Genomic DNA, 15148 nt, shown 5'->3' with positions numbered 1-15148 from the left:
TCAACGTGGCGGCGTACCACGAACGGCACATCCCTCAATGTCATATAGGAGACCTTAATGGCTCCATTGGCGATACCCGAAATCCGTTCCGGATGATGGACCGGGTGCGGCGGGCGAGGGTCAGCGGCCGGGCCAGGTGCGGATCAGGCGGGACTGGTCGGTGGTGGCGAGCACGATCCGGTCGTCCTGGGCGAGCCACTGCACCGGTACCCGGGCACCGCGGTCCCCCAGCCGGGTGGCGCGCACGTCGAGTTCCAGGGAGCGGGGCTCGGCCCCGGGGTCGTCCGCGAGCAGCGAGGCGCGGTTGCCGCGGCCGAGTTCGATGGCCGCCGGGCGCCACGGGCCGGCCTGCAGCACCGTGCGCAGCCGTTGGTACGCCACCAGGCCGAGTACGCCACCGGCCAGGCAGCCACCGGCCAGGCCGGCGCCGACGACCAGCACCGGCAGCCCCCAGACCTGCTCCAACCCGCCGCGCAGCACCAGCAGCACACAGCCGACGGCCGCCAGCACGCCGACGATCAACGCGATGATCGGCAGCACCCGACGGGCATTGGCCAGCTTTCGCACCCAGGGCTGCTGCCAGGCCGACAGCTCGACGGGATCGTCACCGTCCCCGGGGCGGGGCGCCGCGGCGGCCGGCAGCACGGTGGTGCTCGGGGAGGCGGGCGAGGCGGCGCGGGCGGCCGTGGCCCCCATCACCGTCGTCTGCGGTGAGACCGGTGACCCGGGCCCGGCAGCGGCAGCCGCCTCGGTGGGCTGGAGCACGGCGGTGTCCGGGGAGGCCGCGGACGCCGGATCCTCGGGCGGCAGCGCCCGATGCGGGCGTACCGGCTCGGCGGTCTCGGATCGCTCCTCGACGTCGGGGAGCGCCCGGGCCGGATGGGGATCGTCGTCGGCGGGCCGCTGGCTCATGCCCCCAGCATGCCCGAGGCCCGGCTCGCGGTGGTGCCGACCCGCCCGACAACCGGGCCTGCACCCCCGAACGCCTCGGTCCGTGGTCGCATCGCATCCGCTCGGGCGTACCACCGCCGTCTGTTTCTGCGCGCCCACGCGCGCGGGCGTTGATCCGGCCCGGTTTCGGTGGCACCGTGGACGGTTCTGAAGCGCTCGACAGTGACGTGGGCCAGCAACGACGTCCCGAAAGAGCAGCACCGATGACCCACAGCACGCTGATGCATGCCGTCCCGGCACGCCTCCGCCGCCGCGACCGCAGCCGCCGGCCGCTGACCGCTCGACTCCGCGGCCTGGGGGTCCGCTACCTCGACTGGGCCTGGCCCGGGCATCCGAAGACCCTGCGGGAGGCCCCGCTGCGGATCTATCCGACCGCGGTGCACCTGCTCCGGTTGACCACCGGGGCCGTGCTCTCCTATCTGATCACCCTGGTCGTGACCACCGGGCCGATCGACCTGACCGGGTCGCTGACCGCCCTGCTGGTGCTGCAGGCCTCCACCTACACCACCCTGCAGATGGGCGCGGTCCGGATCGGCGCGGTGCTCACCGGGGTCGGAGTGGCCCTGGCGGTGACCACCTGGGTCGGGCTCACCTGGTGGAGCCTGGCGCTCGCGATCGGCAGCGCGCTGATCCTGGGCCGGGTCTTCCGGCTGGGTCCGCAGGCGCTCGAGGCGCCGATCAGCGCGATGCTGATCCTGGCCACCGCGGGGCAGCAGATCGCCGTCGAGACCCGGGTGGTGACGACCCTGGTCGGTGCCGGCATCGGGATCGCGTTCGCGGTGCTGCTGCCGCCGCCGGTACCGACCCGGGTCGCCGCGCATGCGGTACGCCGGGTGGCGGCGGTGCAGGCGACGCTGTTGCGCCGCGCCGGGGAGGCGATCGCCGATCATCCGCTGCGCCGCAGCGAGGTGACCGGCTGGCTGGACCAGTCGCTGCAGGTCGGTGAACAGCTCGGCCGGGCCTCCCAGCAGGTCGGTGACCTGACCGACGCCCGGCGCTTCAATCCGCGGGCCATCGGCACCGCCGACCTCTCCCCGGTGCTGCGCTCCGGACTGGACATCCTGGAACGCAGCCAGGTGGCACTGCGCACCCTGTTCTGGGTGATGGAGCGCGAGGCACCGGGCGGTCCCCGCGACCGCAGCGGTTACCTCGACGACGACCTCCGCGAGGCCTTCGCGGTGGTGCTGAACGATGTGGCCGACTGCCTGGACGCCTTCGGTGACCTGGTGCACGCCGAGGCCAACGGCCAGGCCGAGCAGGTGCACGACTCGTTGGCGTACACCATCGAAACGCTGCGCGAGACCCGCGCCCGGTTGACCGAGCTGATGCTGGTCGACCCGCACGACGACGCCGACGGCTGGCTGCTCCGCGGCACCGTGCTGCACAGCATCGAGGCGATGCTGGAGCTGCTCGACCCGGTCGCGCGGGCCGCCGACCGCGCCCAGTGGCAGGCCGAGCAGGCGGGCCGGATCATCGGCGGGGACACCCTGCTGAACCGGGACACGCTGGCCGCGCTGCGCACCGGCCGGGTGCGTACCCGACCCCGACGAGTCCCCCATCCCGACCCTGAAAACGGCGCCGACCAGCCCGCGTGACCACCCACCCACGTAGGCTCGGTACATGCTCTCCGACCTGCTGAAGACCCTTCGCCCGAAGCTCCCCGGACAGCCGCTGCTGCTGGAGCTGGACCTGCCACGCGGGGTGGTCAGTACCCCCGCCGACAACCCGCTGCAGGCCCTGCGCACCCGGCAGGCCGCGACGATGCGGGAGATCCGTGACGGCCTGCGGCGCGGCGCGAAGGACTCCGATGTCGCCGGCCTGGTGGTGCACATCGGCGCCAGCACCCTGACCAGCGATCAGCTCGACGAGCTCGCCGAGCTGATCGTCGAGTTCGGCCGGAGCAAGCCGACCATCGCGTGGAGCGAGACCTTCGGCGAGTTCGGCAACGGCATGCTCGGCTACCGGCTGGCGACCGCGGCCAAGGAGATCTGGGTGCAGCCCTCCGGAGCGGTCGGCCTGCACGGCGTGCAGCTGGACATCCTGCTGCTCCGCGGCGGCCTGGAGAAGCTCGGCATCGATCCCGAGTTCGGCCAGCGCAAGGAGTTCAAGACCGCGGCCGACCAGTTCGCCGCCACCGAGGTCACCGAGGCCAACCGGGAGATGATGCAGGGCATCGCCGACTCGATCCTCGACGACACCGTGCGGATCGTCGCCGAACGCCGCAACCTGGACCCGGAAGCCGTCCGGCTGGCGGTCGACAACTCCCCGCTCACCGCGCACGACGCCCAGCAGGCCAAGCTCGTCGACCGGATCGGCTACCGGGATCAGGTGTACGCCGAGCTGCGCCGCCGCTACGGCAAGCAGAAGCCGGCGGCCAACCGCAGCGTCGACGGAGTCAATCAGGACGAGCCAGAGCTGGCCCTGCAGTACGCCAACCGCTACGCCCGGCACGCGGGCGGGCCGCTGCAGAACTTCGAGCAGCTGCTGAACAAGAACAAGCCCTCGATCGGCGTGGTCACCCTGCACGGCGCGATCGTGTCCGGGATCAGCCAGCCCGGTGCGAACCGGGCCGGTTCCGACACCGTCAGCGCCCACCTCCGCGAGGCCGGCCGCGACGACTCGGTGAAGGCCGTGGTGCTGCGCATCGACTCCCCCGGTGGCTCCTACGTCGCCTCCGACCTGATCCGCCGGGAGGTGCAGCGGCTCCGCGAATCGGGCAAGCCGGTGGTCGCCTCGATGGGCCAGGTCGCCGCCTCGGGTGGCTACTTCGCCGCGATGGGCTGCGACACCATCGTCGCCAACCCGACCACCCTGACCGGTTCGATCGGCGTCCTCGCCGGCAAGTTCGTCACCCAGGGCCTGTTCGACAAGATCGGGGTGATCCGCGAGCAGATCATCGCCGGTGCCAACGCCGGCATGATGGGCGGCGCCGAGCCGTTCAGCGAGCGGCAGTGGGAGAAGCTCGACGCCTGGCTGGATGAGGTGTACGCCGACTTCACCAGCAAGGCGGCCGCCGACCGCGGGATGCCGCTGGAGCAGCTCGAACCGCTGGCCCGCGGTCGGGTCTGGACCGGTTCGGCCGCCCAGCAGCGGGGCCTGGTGGACACCCTCGGTGGGATGGGCACCGCCCTCGACGAGGCCGCCCGGCGCTCCGGTCACGAGCGCGACGACCTCACCCTGCGTGGGGTGCCGGTGCTGCCGTGGCTGGATCAGGTGCGGCCCCCGGAGTCCAGCGAATCCTTCGGCATCGGCGCCCAGTCCGAGCCGCTGTTCCCCGGCGGCCTGCTCACCGGTGGCCCGGAGGCCCGGCTCGCCGCCCTGGCCCGGCTCGCCGGGTTGCCGCAGCCGGCCGGTGTGCTCGCCCTGCCCTGGCAGGTACGGATCGGTTGAAGCGGCCCACCCCCGGTGGGACGCTGGATCCATGGGGGACGCCGGGTCGGCCGCTGAGCTGGTCGCCGGGCTGCGGCGCGGTTTCGCCACCGGCCGCAGCCTGGAGCTGGACTGGCGCCAGGCGCAGCTGACCGGGTTGCGGCGGCTGCTCACCGAGCAGGCCGATGCGTTCACCGAAGCGGTGCGCGCCGATGTCGGCAAGCCGGCGACCGAGGTCCGCGCCTTCGAGCTGCAGCTGCTGGTCAATGAGATCGACCACGTGCTGGCCAATCTGGCGGGCTGGTTGGTGCCGCGCCGGGTCGGCGTACCGCTGAACGCGCAACCGGCCAGTGCCGAGGTGCACCCCCAGCCCAAGGGCGTGGTGCTGGTGCTCAGCCCCTGGAACTATCCCCTGCTGCTGCTGTTCTCCCCCGCGATCGGTGCGCTGGCCGCGGGCAATGCGGTGCTGCTCAAACCGAGCGAGCTGGCGCCGCGGACCGCGGCGCTGGTCGCCGAGCTGGTACCCGGTCATCTCGATCCGGAGCTCGTCGCGGTCCGCACCGGCGGGGTGGCCGAGGCCACCGAACTGCTGCGGGAGCGCTTCGACCACATCCTGTTCACCGGATCGGCCGAGGTCGGCAAGGTGGTGCTGCGGGCCGCCGCGGAGCAGCTCACCCCGGTCACCCTCGAGCTCGGCGGGAAGTCCCCGGCCTTCGTCGACGAGCACACCGATCTGCGGGTGGCCGCCCGCCGGATCGCCTGGGCGAAGTTCACCAACGCCGGCCAGACCTGCGTCAGCCCCGACCATGTGCTGGTCACCCCGGGTGCGCGGGAGGAGTTGGTGCGCGAGTTGGCGGCCGCCATCGAATCCTTCTACGGCACCGATCCCCGCCGCTCCACCGACTACGGCCGGCTCGTCGATGACCGGCATTTCCAACGGGTGGAGGCATTCCTCGGCGATGGCCGGGTGGTCATCGGCGGTGCCAGCGATGCCGACGCACGCTATCTGGCACCCACCGTGCTGGTCGATGTGGACAGCGACGCGCCGGTGATGACCGAGGAGATCTTCGGGCCCGTGCTGCCGGTGCTCGAGGTGCCCGATGCCGAGGCGGCGCTGGACTTCATCGCCGCCCGGCCGCATCCACTGGCGCTGTATCTCTTCTCCGGTGACCCCGACACCCGGGAGGCGTTCCAGCGGCGCAGCCACTCGGGTGCGCTGGTGCTGGATGCGGCCATGCTGCATCTGGCGGTGCCGGGCCTGCCGTTCGGCGGGATCGGTGATTCCGGGATGGGCAACTATCACGGCCGGGCCTCGATCGACACCTTCTCGCACCAGCGCTCGGTGCTCAGCAAACCGACGCGCCCCGACACCCTGGAGCTGGTCTATCCCCCGGTGACCGGGTGGCGCCGCGCCCTGATGAAGCTGACCCGGCTCACCCGTTGACCGAACTCATCCGCTGACAGAATTCATCCGCTTACCGGGCGGCGCATCGGGCGGTGCGGGATGCCGTCCTCGAGGAACTCCGCACCGTCGCCGCGGAAACCGAATCGTTCGTACCAGCCGACGAGCTGCACCTGGGCGTTCAGCACCACCTCGGCCCGATCGCCGATCAGGTGCAGACATTCGCGCATCAGCTCCGCCGCCAACCCGCGTCCGCGGGCGGCCGGCGCGGTCACCACCCGCCCGATCCGGCGTACCCCGTCGTCCTCGGTGAGCACCCGCAGACTCGCCAGCACCGCGCCATCGTCGTCGGTGTACCAGAGCCAGCGGCAGTCCGGCTCCAGATCGCGGCCGTCCAGCTCCGGATAGGGGCAGTCCTGTTCGACCACGAAGACCGCCTCCCGCAACCGCAGCACCGCGTACGCCTCGGCGAACGCCAGGTCGGTCGGTACCGCGACCCGCAATCGGGCACTCGGTGGCATCGGGGCTCCTGTCTCGGTGATTGCGGCGATCCTAACCAGCGGTGGTCGCCAAATCGTTACCGCGCCGAACCCGATACCTGTTCCACCCCAGCGCCGCGGGGTAATACCTTGACGGGAGTTTGTGACCTGAAAGGGACCTCAGATGAGTACCAGTGTCAACGATGACGCAGTGGCCCAGGGAGACGGGCCGCACAAGCTGCGTACCGACCCGGATCTGCCTCCGGTCGGAGTGATCGAAGCGAAGGGCTCCTCACCGATCAACAAGGTGACCTTCGTGATCATCGGCGTGCTCTGCGCGATCGGTTGGACGATGATCGCGATCGTCCGCGGCGAGCGGGTGAACGCGCTGTGGTTCGTGCTGGCCGCGGTCGGCAGCTATCTGCTCGCGCTGCGCTTCTACGCCAGGCTGATCGAGAACAAGATCATCAAGCCCGATGATCGCCGCGCCACCCCGGCGGAGGAGTTCAGCAACGGCAAGGACTTCATGCCGACCGACCGGCGGGTGCTGTTCGGGCACCACTTCGCGGCGATCTCCGGCGCCGGACCGCTGGTCGGCCCGGTGCTCGCCGCGCAGATGGGTTATCTGCCCGGCACCATCTGGATCATCGTCGGTGTCGTGCTCGCCGGTGGTGTGCAGGACTACATGGTGCTGGCGCTGTCCACCCGGCGGAAGGGGCGGTCGCTCGGCCAGATGGCCCGCGACGAGCTCGGTCCGGTCGGCGGCTGGGCCGCCATCATCGGCGTGCTGACCATCATGATCATCCTGATCGCGGTGCTCGGTGTGGTGATGATCGGTGCCATGGCGGAGAGCCCGTGGGCGGTGTTCTCGATCTCGCTGACCATTCCGATCGCGCTGTTCATGGGTGTCTATCTGCGCTACCTCAGACCGGGCAAGGTTTCCGAGGTCTCGCTGATCGGTGTGGTGCTGCTGGTGGCCGCCATCGCCGCGGGGTCGTTCGTCAACGATTCGGCGACGTGGGCGCCGATCTTCACCCTGTCCGGCACCAGTCTGGCGATCTGGCTCGCCGTCTATGGTTTCGCCGCCGCGGTGCTGCCGGTCTGGTTGCTGCTGGCTCCCCGGGACTACCTGTCCACGTTCATGAAGGTCGGCACGATCATCCTGCTGGCGGTGGCGATCCTGATCGTCGCGCCGGTGATCCAGCAGCCGGCGGTGAGCCAGTTCGCGTTCAACAGCAACGGCCCGTCCTTCGCCGGTTCGCTGTTCCCGTTCCTGTTCATCACCATCGCCTGCGGCGCACTGTCAGGATTCCACGCGCTGATCTCCTCGGGTACCACGCCGAAGCTGCTGGAGAAGGAATCGCAGGCGCGGCTGATCGGTTACGGCGGCATGCTCACCGAGTCCTTCGTCGCGGTGATGGCGATCGTGGCGGCGTCGGTCATCGACCAGCACGTCTACTTCGCGATGAATGCCTCGGCCGGCCTGACCGGGGGTACGCCGGAGTCGGCTGCGGCGTACACGAACGGACTGGGTCTGCTCGCACCGGGTGGCCAACCGCTGCCGCCGATCGATCCGGCGTACTTCACCCAGGCGGCCCAGGACGTCGGTGAGAAGACGATCATCTCCCGGACCGGTGGTGCGCCGACGCTCGCCTTCGGGATGGCCGAGGTGCTCAACCAGATCCCGGTGATCGGGCACATCAAGGCGTTCTGGTACCACTTCGCGGTGATGTTCGAGGCGCTGTTCATCCTCACCACGATCGACGCCGGCACCCGGGTGGCCCGGTTCATGCTCTCCGACACCCTGGGCAACATCCCCGGGATGCGGAAGTTCAAGGACACCTCGTGGCGGCCGGGTGCCTGGCTGTGCACCGCGATCGTCGTGCTCGCCTGGGGTTCGCTGCTCTACATGGGTGTCACCGACCCGCTCGGCGGCATCCGGATGCTGTTCCCGCTGTTCGGCATCGCCAACCAGCTGCTGGCGGCGATCGCGCTGGCCGTGGTGTTCGCGATCGTGATGAAGAAGGGGCTGTTCAAGTGGGCCTGGATTCCCGGCATCCCACTGTTCTGGGACACCCTGGTGACGATGGTGGCGTCCTGGCAGAAGATCTTCTCCAGCAACCCGCAGATCGGCTACTGGACCCAGCACACCCAGGCCCGCGCGGCCCTGGAACGATGCGTGGCCGGCCAGCCCTGTCGCTACCAGACCGCGACCAGTCAGGAACAGCTGGAGGCGGTGATCCGCAACACCTTCGTGCAGGGCACCCTGTCGATCATCTATGCGTTGCTGGTCGCGATCGTGGTGATCGTCGCCCTGATGGTGTCGGTGAAGGCGCTGCGCAACGGCGGATTGCCGACCGATGAGTCGGAAGCGGTGCCCAGCAAGATCTTTGCTCCGAAGAGCTTCGTCCCGACGAAGCTGGAGAAAGAGGTCTACGCTGAGTGGAAGGAGGCGGGTCTGGAGCCCGCACCGGACGGAAGGGGGCACGGATGACCACCATGGTGGACATCGCACGCTCCGTACGGTGGTACGTGCACAGCGTGATGGGTGACAACGCGTACGAGAAGTACGTACGCCATCAGCAGCTCCATCACCCCGATGCCCCGATCCCCACCGAGCGTGATTTCTGGCGGCAGAAGCACGAGGACGCGGAACGCAATCCCAAGACTCGTTGCTGCTGACGACCAGCCGCAGATCGCGAGGGGCCCGGGCACCTGCCCGGGCCCCTCACCATTTCCAGACCCGACCAACCGACCAGGCACGACGATCCACGGAGACACCGATGACCGGCACCCGGACCAACCCGAGCGATACCGAGACCCCCACCCCCGCGATCGGCCCGGAGCTGGCGCGCAGCTGGCTGCTGGTGAATGCCAGCCAGCCGGACCGGTTCGCACCGGCCGTCGGCAGCGCCGCCGATGTGGTGCTGCTCGACATCGAGGATGCGGTGGCCCCCAAGGACAAGCTCAGCGCCCGCACCCAGGTGCTCGACTTCTTCGACGGCGGTGGCCGGGCCTGGGTGCGGGTCAACGGTTTCGGCACCGAATGGTGGGAGAACGACCTGCGGGAGCTGTCCCGCCGCGACGGTGTGCAGGGTGTGATGCTGGCGATGGTCGACTCCCCCGAGCACGTCACCCGGACCGCCGAACTGTTCGGCGACCGGCCGATCGTCGCGCTGGTGGAGACCGCCCGCGGTGTCCAGCACCTGGGCCAGATCGCGACCTCCGGGCACACCTTCCGACTCGCCTTCGGTCTCGGCGATTTCCGTCGTGACACAGGCTTTTCCGACGATCCGATGGCGCTCGCGTACGCCCGGTCGCAGTTCACCATCGCGGCCCGCGCGGCCGGGTTGCCCGGTCCGATCGACGGGCCGGCGGTCGGGGCGCTCGGGGTGAAGCTGGCGGATTCGGCCGGGGTCACCACCCAATTCGGGATGACCGGCAAGATCTGCCTGATGCCCGAGCAGTGCGCCACGGTGAACGAGATCCTCTCCCCCTCGGTGGAGGACATGAGCTGGGCGCTGGACTTCCTCACCGAGTTCGACGCCGACGGTGGTGAGATCCGCAACGGTTCGGATCTGCCGCGGCTCGCGCGGGCCCGCAAGATCATCGGCCTCGCCCAGGCGTACGGACTGCAGCCCCCGGCGGGTTACGACATGCACTTCCCCCCGCCCACCGACACCTACCACTGCTGAGTCCGCCGGCTGCCCCCAGCCGAAGATGTCAGGGGTTATGCACAGTCCGCGCGCCAGGGACTGTGCATAACCCCTGACAAAGTCCATCTCAGAATGTGTACAACGTGTGTTCACAGCTGGTTTGACCACCTAGGATTCCCACATATCGGTTTCCAACCCACATTGTGGGGCGAGGTGGACGGGTCAATGACGACGAACTCCGAGGCGTACGCGATCGAGCTGCACGGCTGCACACGCAGCTTCACCACTCCCGACGGCGGCACCTACGATGCCGTCCGCGACATCACCCTGCAGGTGCCGCCGGGCCGATTCGTCTCGATCGTCGGACCGACCGGTTCCGGCAAGTCGACGATTCTGAACATGGCCGCCGGCCTGCTCGCCCCCAGCCAGGGCACGGTCGAATCCTTCGGCAGCCCGGTGGCCGGGGTGAACCGCCGGGCGGCGTACATGTTCCAGCAGGACGCCCTGCTGCCCTGGAAGAGCGTCGTCGACAACGTCGCGCTGGGGCTGACGATGGCCGGTACGCCGAAACCCGAGGCGAGCGCGCGGGCCCGCGAGTGGCTGACCCGGGTCGGCCTGAAGGACTTCGGGAACCGCTACCCGCACCAGCTCTCCGGCGGCATGCGCAAACGCACCGCGGTCGCCCAGGCGTGGATCGTCGACCCCGACATCCTGTTGATGGACGAGCCGTTCTCCGCGCTCGACGTGCAGACCCGCCAGATCATGGAGAACGAGCTGCTGCAGCTGTGGTCCGACTCCGGCAAGGCGGTCGTGTTCATCACCCACGACCTGGACGAGGCGATCGCGCTCTCCGACGAGGTGGTGATCCTGGGCGCCGGCCCCGGTTCGCAGATCGTGGCCAGTTACCAGATCGACCTCCCCCGGCCGCGCGACCTGCTCGACATCCGCGACGATCCGCGCTTCGTCGAGATCCACCGCGAGATCTGGTCCCGGCTCAAGCTCGAGGTCGAGAAAACCTATGCCAGCAAGGCCCAGGAGGCATCATGACCGCCGAGAACACCGAGACCCGTCGGTCGCAGCGCGCCACCGACACGCCGGAATCCCAGGCCACCGGCCGACAGCCACGCCGGCCCCGGGAGACCCCGCAACCGGTGATGCGGTTGCTGCAACTGCTGCTCGCCGCGGTGGTGCTGGCGATCTGGGAGCTCCTGGGTCGGGCCGGGGTGATCGATGAGTTCTTCTTCCCCCTGCCCAGCGACATCTTCCTCACCATGTGGACCTGGATCTCCAGCGGCTACATCTTCCCGCACCTGTGGGTGACCATGCAGGAATCCCTGCTGGCGTTCGTGATCGGCGTCGTGCTCGGTCTGCTGCTCGGCTTCCTGCTGGCCCGGGTGCGGTTCCTGGAGCGCCTGCTCGATCCCTTCCTGCAGATGTTCAACGCGCTTCCCCGGGTGGTGCTGGCACCGATCTTCCTGCTCTGGTTCGGGCTGGGGATCTGGTCGAAGGTCGCCTTCGGTGTCACCCTGGTGTTCTTCATCGTCTTCTTCAACACCCTCGAGGGCGTCCGTTCGGTCGATCGGGTGCTGATCGACAACGCCAGGATGCTCGGTGCCAAGGAGAGCCACCTGCTGCGGCACGTGTTCATCCCCTCCGCACTGACCTGGATCTTCTCGTCCCTGCACATCAGCGTCGGCTTCGCCATCACCGGTGCGGTCGTCGGTGAGTATCTGGGCGCCTCGGCGGGTGTGGGGTACGCCATCGCCCAGGCCCAGGGCGTCTTCGACACCAAGGGCGTCTTCGCCGGGATGTTCATCCTGATGATCGTCGTGCTGTTCATCGACCTGCTGGTGAACCGGGTCGAGCGCTACCTGCTGCGCTGGCGTCCGCAGGCCCAGCAGCTCTGATCCGGCGTACCCGGGCACACCACAGACCCACCGCCAGACCCGCAGATCTTTCAACGGAGAAAGGGAAATCCCATGACTCGCAAACGACTCCTCCCAGCCGCGGCACTGCTGGCGCTGACCATCGGCCTGGCGGCCTGCGGGGCGCCGGCGTCCGCACCACCCGGGCAGAACGGCGCCCCGGCCGGTCAGGGCGGTTCCGGTGACAAGATCATCATCGGCGTCGGCGGACAGACCCTGCTCACCTACATGCCGACCACCCTCGCTGCCCAGCTCGGCTACTACAAGGAGGAGGGTCTGGATGTCGAACTGCAGGACCTCCAGGGCGGTTCCAAGGCGCTCACCGCGATGATCGGCGGCTCCACCCAGGTGACCAGCGGCTACTACGAGCACACCATCCAGATGCAGGCCAAGAACCAGTCCATCCAGGCCTTCGTCGACATGGGCGAGTCCTCCGGGGTCGCCCTGCTGGTCGCACCGAAGAACCGCGACACGATCAAGTCGGTGGCCGACCTCAAGGGCAAGAACATCGGCGTGACCTCGCCCGGGTCGTCGACCGACATGTACGTGAAATACCTGTTGAACAAGGAAGGGCTCGGCAAGGATGCCGCCTCGGTCTCCGCCATCGGCGCCGGCTCCTCGGCCGTCGCCGCGGTGGAGAACAGCCAGGTCGATGCCGCGGTGATGCTGGAGCCCGACATCACGGTGCTGAACAAGCGGGTCGGTACGCCACTGCCGATGCTCGGCGATCTGCGTACCCGCGACCAGGTCAAGGCGCTCTACGGTTCCGACACCTGGCCGTCCTCCTGCCTCTACGCCAAGACCGAGTGGCTGGAGAAGAACCCGGAGAAGGCCAAGAAACTGGCCACCGCGATCGCGAGGACCCTGCAGTGGGTGCAGACCCACTCCGGTGAGGAGATCGCCGCCCAGATGCCCGAGGCGTACGCCGGCGGCGACCGTGCCCAGTACGCGCGGGTGATCGACGAACTGAAGCTCACGATGAGCAAGGACGGCAAGTTCTCCGAGGCCGGCGTCAATGCCGTGCTCGACACCCAGCGCGTCGCCAATCCCGAGGTGGGTGACAAGAAGATCGACCTGTCCAAGACCTACACCAACGAGTACGTGAGCTGAGCGGACCCATGACCGACGCGTCGAACACCCCGTCACCGGGGCCGGTCATCGCCCCGCTGCGTGGCGTCCGGGTCCTGGAGCTGGGCAACTACATCGCGGCCCCGACCGCGGGCCGGTTGCTCGCCGACTTCGGCGCCGAGGTGATCAAGGTGGAACGCCCCGGCGGCGGGGACGAGATCCGGCGCTGGCGGTTGCTGTCTGGCCGCACCTCGTTGCTGCACCGCACGATCAACCGGAACAAGAAGTCGGTCGTCATCGATCTGCGCTCCGAGCTCGGCCGGCGCACCGTGCTCGGGTTGGTGGCCCGGGTCGATGCGGTGGTGGAGAACTTCCGGCCGGGCACCCTGGAGGCCTGGGGTCTCGGCCCGGAGGTGCTGCAGGAGGCCAATCCGGGACTCATCCTCACCCGTGTCTCGGCATATGGCCAGACCGGTCCATTGTCCAAACGGCCCGGATTCGGGTCGGTGGCGGAGGCCTTCGGCGGGTTGCGGGATCTGGTCGGCTATCCGGATCGGCCACCGGTGCGGGTCGGGGTGAGCCTGGGCGACACGATGGCCGGCATGTACGCCGCCTTCGGCACCGTGATGGCCCTCTACCAGCGCGCCACCCTGGGCCTCGGCCGAGGCGAGCAGACCCCGGTCCCGGCGAACGAACGCACGATCGACGTGGCCCTGCACGAGGCGATCTTCTCCGCGATGGAGGCGACGATCCCCGAATACAGCGCCTACGGCACCGAACGGGTCCGGATGGGCCCGCGGATCGAGGGGGTCGCACCGACCAGTGCCTACCTGTGCCGCGACGGTGCGAGCGTGGTGATCGCCGGCAACGGGGATTCCATCTTCGGTCGGTTGATGCGGGTGATCGGGCGACCGGAGCTGGCCGAGGACCCGGCCCTGGCCGACAACGAGGGGCGGGTGGTCCGCGCCGACGAACTGGACGCGGCGATCGCGGCCTGGACCGGTGAGCGGACCGCAGCCGAGGCCCTGACCGCGCTCAGCGAGGTCGGGGTGCCCGCCGGGCCGATCTACCGGGCCCGCGACATCGTCGCCGACGAGCAGTACGCCAGCCGGGACATGGTGCAGTACCTGCCGGTCAGCGACGGCGAGCAGGACCTGGGGAAGGTGGCGTTCCCCGGCATCACACCGGTGATCGGCGGGCGGTCCCTGCCGATCCGCAATCTCGGCCCCGAACTCGGTGCCGACACGGTGCCGGTGCTGCAGGAGCTGCTCGGGCTGGGTCCCGACCAGGCCGCGGCACTGGCCGGTCAACTGGCGAGTGGACAGGAGGCGGCCTGATGACCGCGAAGATCAGGGATGTCACGCTGCGCGACGGGTTGCAGCTCAGCGACGGGCAGCTGCCCACCGAGGACCGGGTACGCCTGGTCCGGGCCCTGCTGGAGCTCGGCTTCGACAGTCTCGAGATCGGGTCGATGGCCCGCCCCGACCTGGTTCCGTCGATGGCGCCATCGATGGATGTGGTCGCCGCGCTGACCCCCGAGGAGTTGGCACACTGCTGGATCTGGGTGGCGACACCGAAACAGGTCCGCCGGGCCGCCGAGGCCGGGGTGCGCGGGGTGCAGTACTGCCTCAGCGTCACCGATGAGCACAACCGCGCCAACATCGGCCGCGACACCGAGACCTCGATGGCGGCCCTTCCCGAGGCGCTGGAGATCGCCGCCGAACATGACGTTGCGGTGCAGCTGTGCCTGGCGACCTCGTTCACCTGCCCGTTCACCGGGCCCGTCGCGCCGGAACGCGTCCTGGCGTTGGTCGCCGACGCACGCGGTCAGGGTTGCAGCGATGTGGTCATCGCCGACACGCTCGGCCAGGCCAGCCCCGGTGAGGTGGCCAGCCTCACCGGCCGGGTGGTCGCCGAGGCCGGCACCCGGCCGGTCACCTTCCACGGCCATGACACCTGGGGGATGGGCGTGGCCAATGCGCTCGCCGCGATCGAGGCCGGTGCCCAGACCGTCGACGGGGCCCTCGGTGGGTTGGGCGGCTGCCCGTTCGCCCCCGGCGCCTCCGGCAACACCGCCACCGAGGATCTGGCCTTCGCGATCCGTCCCGAGGGGGTCCGGCCGGAGTCGTTCCGGTCCCTGGTGGAGCTGGGTGAGCAGGTGCTCGGCACCCTTGGTGAGGTCAGCCGTTCCCGCGCCGGTCAGGGATCCCGGTCCCGGGCCACGGCGTTCGACTGGACCTTCGCCGCCGCGTCCTGACCCGGGCCATCCCGAGAAACCGGAACCCCCAGGAGGCGGCA

General features: G+C 69.5%; 13 protein-coding genes. 11 read left to right on the top strand and 2 right to left on the bottom strand.

The features are described from left to right. Window positions 1-120 precede the first annotated feature (120 nt). Window positions 121-912, bottom strand: a complete 792-nt coding sequence (locus C8D81_RS03735; RefSeq protein WP_094429566.1) for a hypothetical protein — start codon at window positions 910-912, stop codon at window positions 121-123. A 242-nt stretch (window positions 913-1154) separates the two neighbouring features. On the opposite strand from C8D81_RS03735, the gene C8D81_RS03730 reads away from it, so the two are divergent. Genes C8D81_RS03730 through C8D81_RS03720 form a run of 3 tightly spaced genes read left to right on the top strand, consistent with a single transcriptional unit; the run spans window position 1155 to window position 5764 of the window. Beyond that, on the top strand, window positions 1155-2546 hold the full coding sequence (locus C8D81_RS03730) for an FUSC family protein (RefSeq protein WP_094429565.1): 1392 nt from the start codon (window positions 1155-1157) through the stop codon (window positions 2544-2546). A 25-nt stretch (window positions 2547-2571) separates the two neighbouring features. Beyond that, a complete protein-coding gene (gene sppA / locus C8D81_RS03725; RefSeq protein WP_094401410.1) occupies window positions 2572-4341 on the top strand; it encodes a signal peptide peptidase SppA in 1770 nt (589 codons plus the stop codon). Between the two features lie 31 nt (window positions 4342-4372). Beyond that, complete coding sequence (locus tag C8D81_RS03720) at window positions 4373-5764, top strand: aldehyde dehydrogenase family protein (protein ID WP_094429564.1); 1392 nt, start codon at window positions 4373-4375, stop codon at window positions 5762-5764. Window positions 5765-5787: 23 nt separating this feature from the next. On the opposite strand, the gene C8D81_RS03715 is transcribed toward C8D81_RS03720, so the two are convergent. Continuing rightward, a complete protein-coding gene (locus C8D81_RS03715) occupies window positions 5788-6243 on the bottom strand; it encodes a GNAT family N-acetyltransferase (RefSeq protein WP_094429563.1) in 456 nt (151 codons plus the stop codon). 142 nt (window positions 6244-6385) lie between these two features. Between C8D81_RS03715 and C8D81_RS03710 the strand changes: the two genes are divergently transcribed. From C8D81_RS03710 to C8D81_RS03675, 8 genes are all read left to right on the top strand, one after another. Beyond that, window positions 6386-8695, top strand: coding sequence for a carbon starvation CstA family protein (locus C8D81_RS03710; RefSeq protein ID WP_094358364.1), 2310 nt, complete (start codon window positions 6386-6388; stop codon window positions 8693-8695). Beyond that, window positions 8692-8883 carry a YbdD/YjiX family protein gene (locus tag C8D81_RS03705; RefSeq protein WP_094358362.1) on the top strand — a complete coding sequence of 64 codons (192 nt, stop codon included), beginning with the start codon at window positions 8692-8694 and terminating at the stop codon, window positions 8881-8883. Before C8D81_RS03710 ends, C8D81_RS03705 begins: the two co-directional genes overlap by 4 nt. A 101-nt stretch (window positions 8884-8984) precedes the next feature. Next, window positions 8985-9896, top strand: a complete 912-nt coding sequence (locus tag C8D81_RS03700) for an HpcH/HpaI aldolase/citrate lyase family protein (RefSeq protein ID WP_133625570.1) — start codon at window positions 8985-8987, stop codon at window positions 9894-9896. Window positions 9897-10082: 186 nt separating this feature from the next. Beyond that, a complete protein-coding gene (locus tag C8D81_RS03695) occupies window positions 10083-10904 on the top strand; it encodes an ABC transporter ATP-binding protein (protein WP_094401416.1) in 822 nt (273 codons plus the stop codon). After that, window positions 10901-11764 (top strand): ABC transporter permease, encoded by an 864-nt coding sequence (locus C8D81_RS03690; protein WP_208109089.1) that lies wholly within the window; start codon window positions 10901-10903, stop codon window positions 11762-11764. The genes C8D81_RS03695 and C8D81_RS03690 overlap by 4 nt, the downstream gene beginning before the upstream one ends. A 72-nt stretch (window positions 11765-11836) precedes the next feature. Continuing rightward, window positions 11837-12892 carry an ABC transporter substrate-binding protein gene (locus C8D81_RS03685; RefSeq protein ID WP_094358356.1) on the top strand — a complete coding sequence of 352 codons (1056 nt, stop codon included), beginning with the start codon at window positions 11837-11839 and terminating at the stop codon, window positions 12890-12892. Window positions 12893-12900: 8 nt separating this feature from the next. After that, a complete protein-coding gene (locus C8D81_RS03680) occupies window positions 12901-14187 on the top strand; it encodes a CaiB/BaiF CoA transferase family protein (protein ID WP_094406262.1) in 1287 nt (428 codons plus the stop codon). Further along, entirely contained in the window at window positions 14187-15107 is a 921-nt protein-coding gene (locus tag C8D81_RS03675; protein WP_094358352.1) for a beta/alpha barrel domain-containing protein, read from the top strand. The genes C8D81_RS03680 and C8D81_RS03675 overlap by 1 nt, the downstream gene beginning before the upstream one ends. Window positions 15108-15148: the final 41 nt, after the last annotated feature.

Origin of the sequence: Enemella evansiae (assembly GCF_004362375.1) — a bacterium.
Taxonomy (GTDB): domain Bacteria; phylum Actinomycetota; class Actinomycetes; order Propionibacteriales; family Propionibacteriaceae; genus Enemella; species Enemella evansiae.
Note: the sequence above shows the minus strand (reverse complement) of the source record. Positions and strands in the feature narration are given on the sequence as shown.

Bases quoted from the DNA above. Each gene is read 5' to 3' on its own strand.
- C8D81_RS03705 (WP_094358362.1), top strand. From the start codon at position 8,692: ATGACCACCATGGTGGACATCGCACGCTCCGTACGGTGGTACGTGCAC.
- C8D81_RS03710 (WP_094358364.1), top strand. From the start codon at position 6,386: ATGAGTACCAGTGTCAACGATGACGCAGTGGCCCAGGGAGACGGGCCG.
- C8D81_RS03680 (WP_094406262.1), top strand. From the start codon at position 12,901: ATGACCGACGCGTCGAACACCCCGTCACCGGGGCCGGTCATCGCCCCG.
- C8D81_RS03685 (WP_094358356.1), top strand. From the start codon at position 11,837: ATGACTCGCAAACGACTCCTCCCAGCCGCGGCACTGCTGGCGCTGACC.
- sppA (WP_094401410.1), top strand. From the start codon at position 2,572: ATGCTCTCCGACCTGCTGAAGACCCTTCGCCCGAAGCTCCCCGGACAG.
- C8D81_RS03675 (WP_094358352.1), top strand. From the start codon at position 14,187: ATGACCGCGAAGATCAGGGATGTCACGCTGCGCGACGGGTTGCAGCTC.
- C8D81_RS03735 (WP_094429566.1), bottom strand. From the start codon at position 912: ATGAGCCAGCGGCCCGCCGACGACGATCCCCATCCGGCCCGGGCGCTC.
- C8D81_RS03700 (WP_133625570.1), top strand. From the start codon at position 8,985: ATGACCGGCACCCGGACCAACCCGAGCGATACCGAGACCCCCACCCCC.
- C8D81_RS03690 (WP_208109089.1), top strand. From the start codon at position 10,901: ATGACCGCCGAGAACACCGAGACCCGTCGGTCGCAGCGCGCCACCGAC.
- C8D81_RS03695 (WP_094401416.1), top strand. From the start codon at position 10,083: ATGACGACGAACTCCGAGGCGTACGCGATCGAGCTGCACGGCTGCACA.
- C8D81_RS03730 (WP_094429565.1), top strand. From the start codon at position 1,155: ATGACCCACAGCACGCTGATGCATGCCGTCCCGGCACGCCTCCGCCGC.
- C8D81_RS03715 (WP_094429563.1), bottom strand. From the start codon at position 6,243: ATGCCACCGAGTGCCCGATTGCGGGTCGCGGTACCGACCGACCTGGCG.
- C8D81_RS03720 (WP_094429564.1), top strand. From the start codon at position 4,373: ATGGGGGACGCCGGGTCGGCCGCTGAGCTGGTCGCCGGGCTGCGGCGC.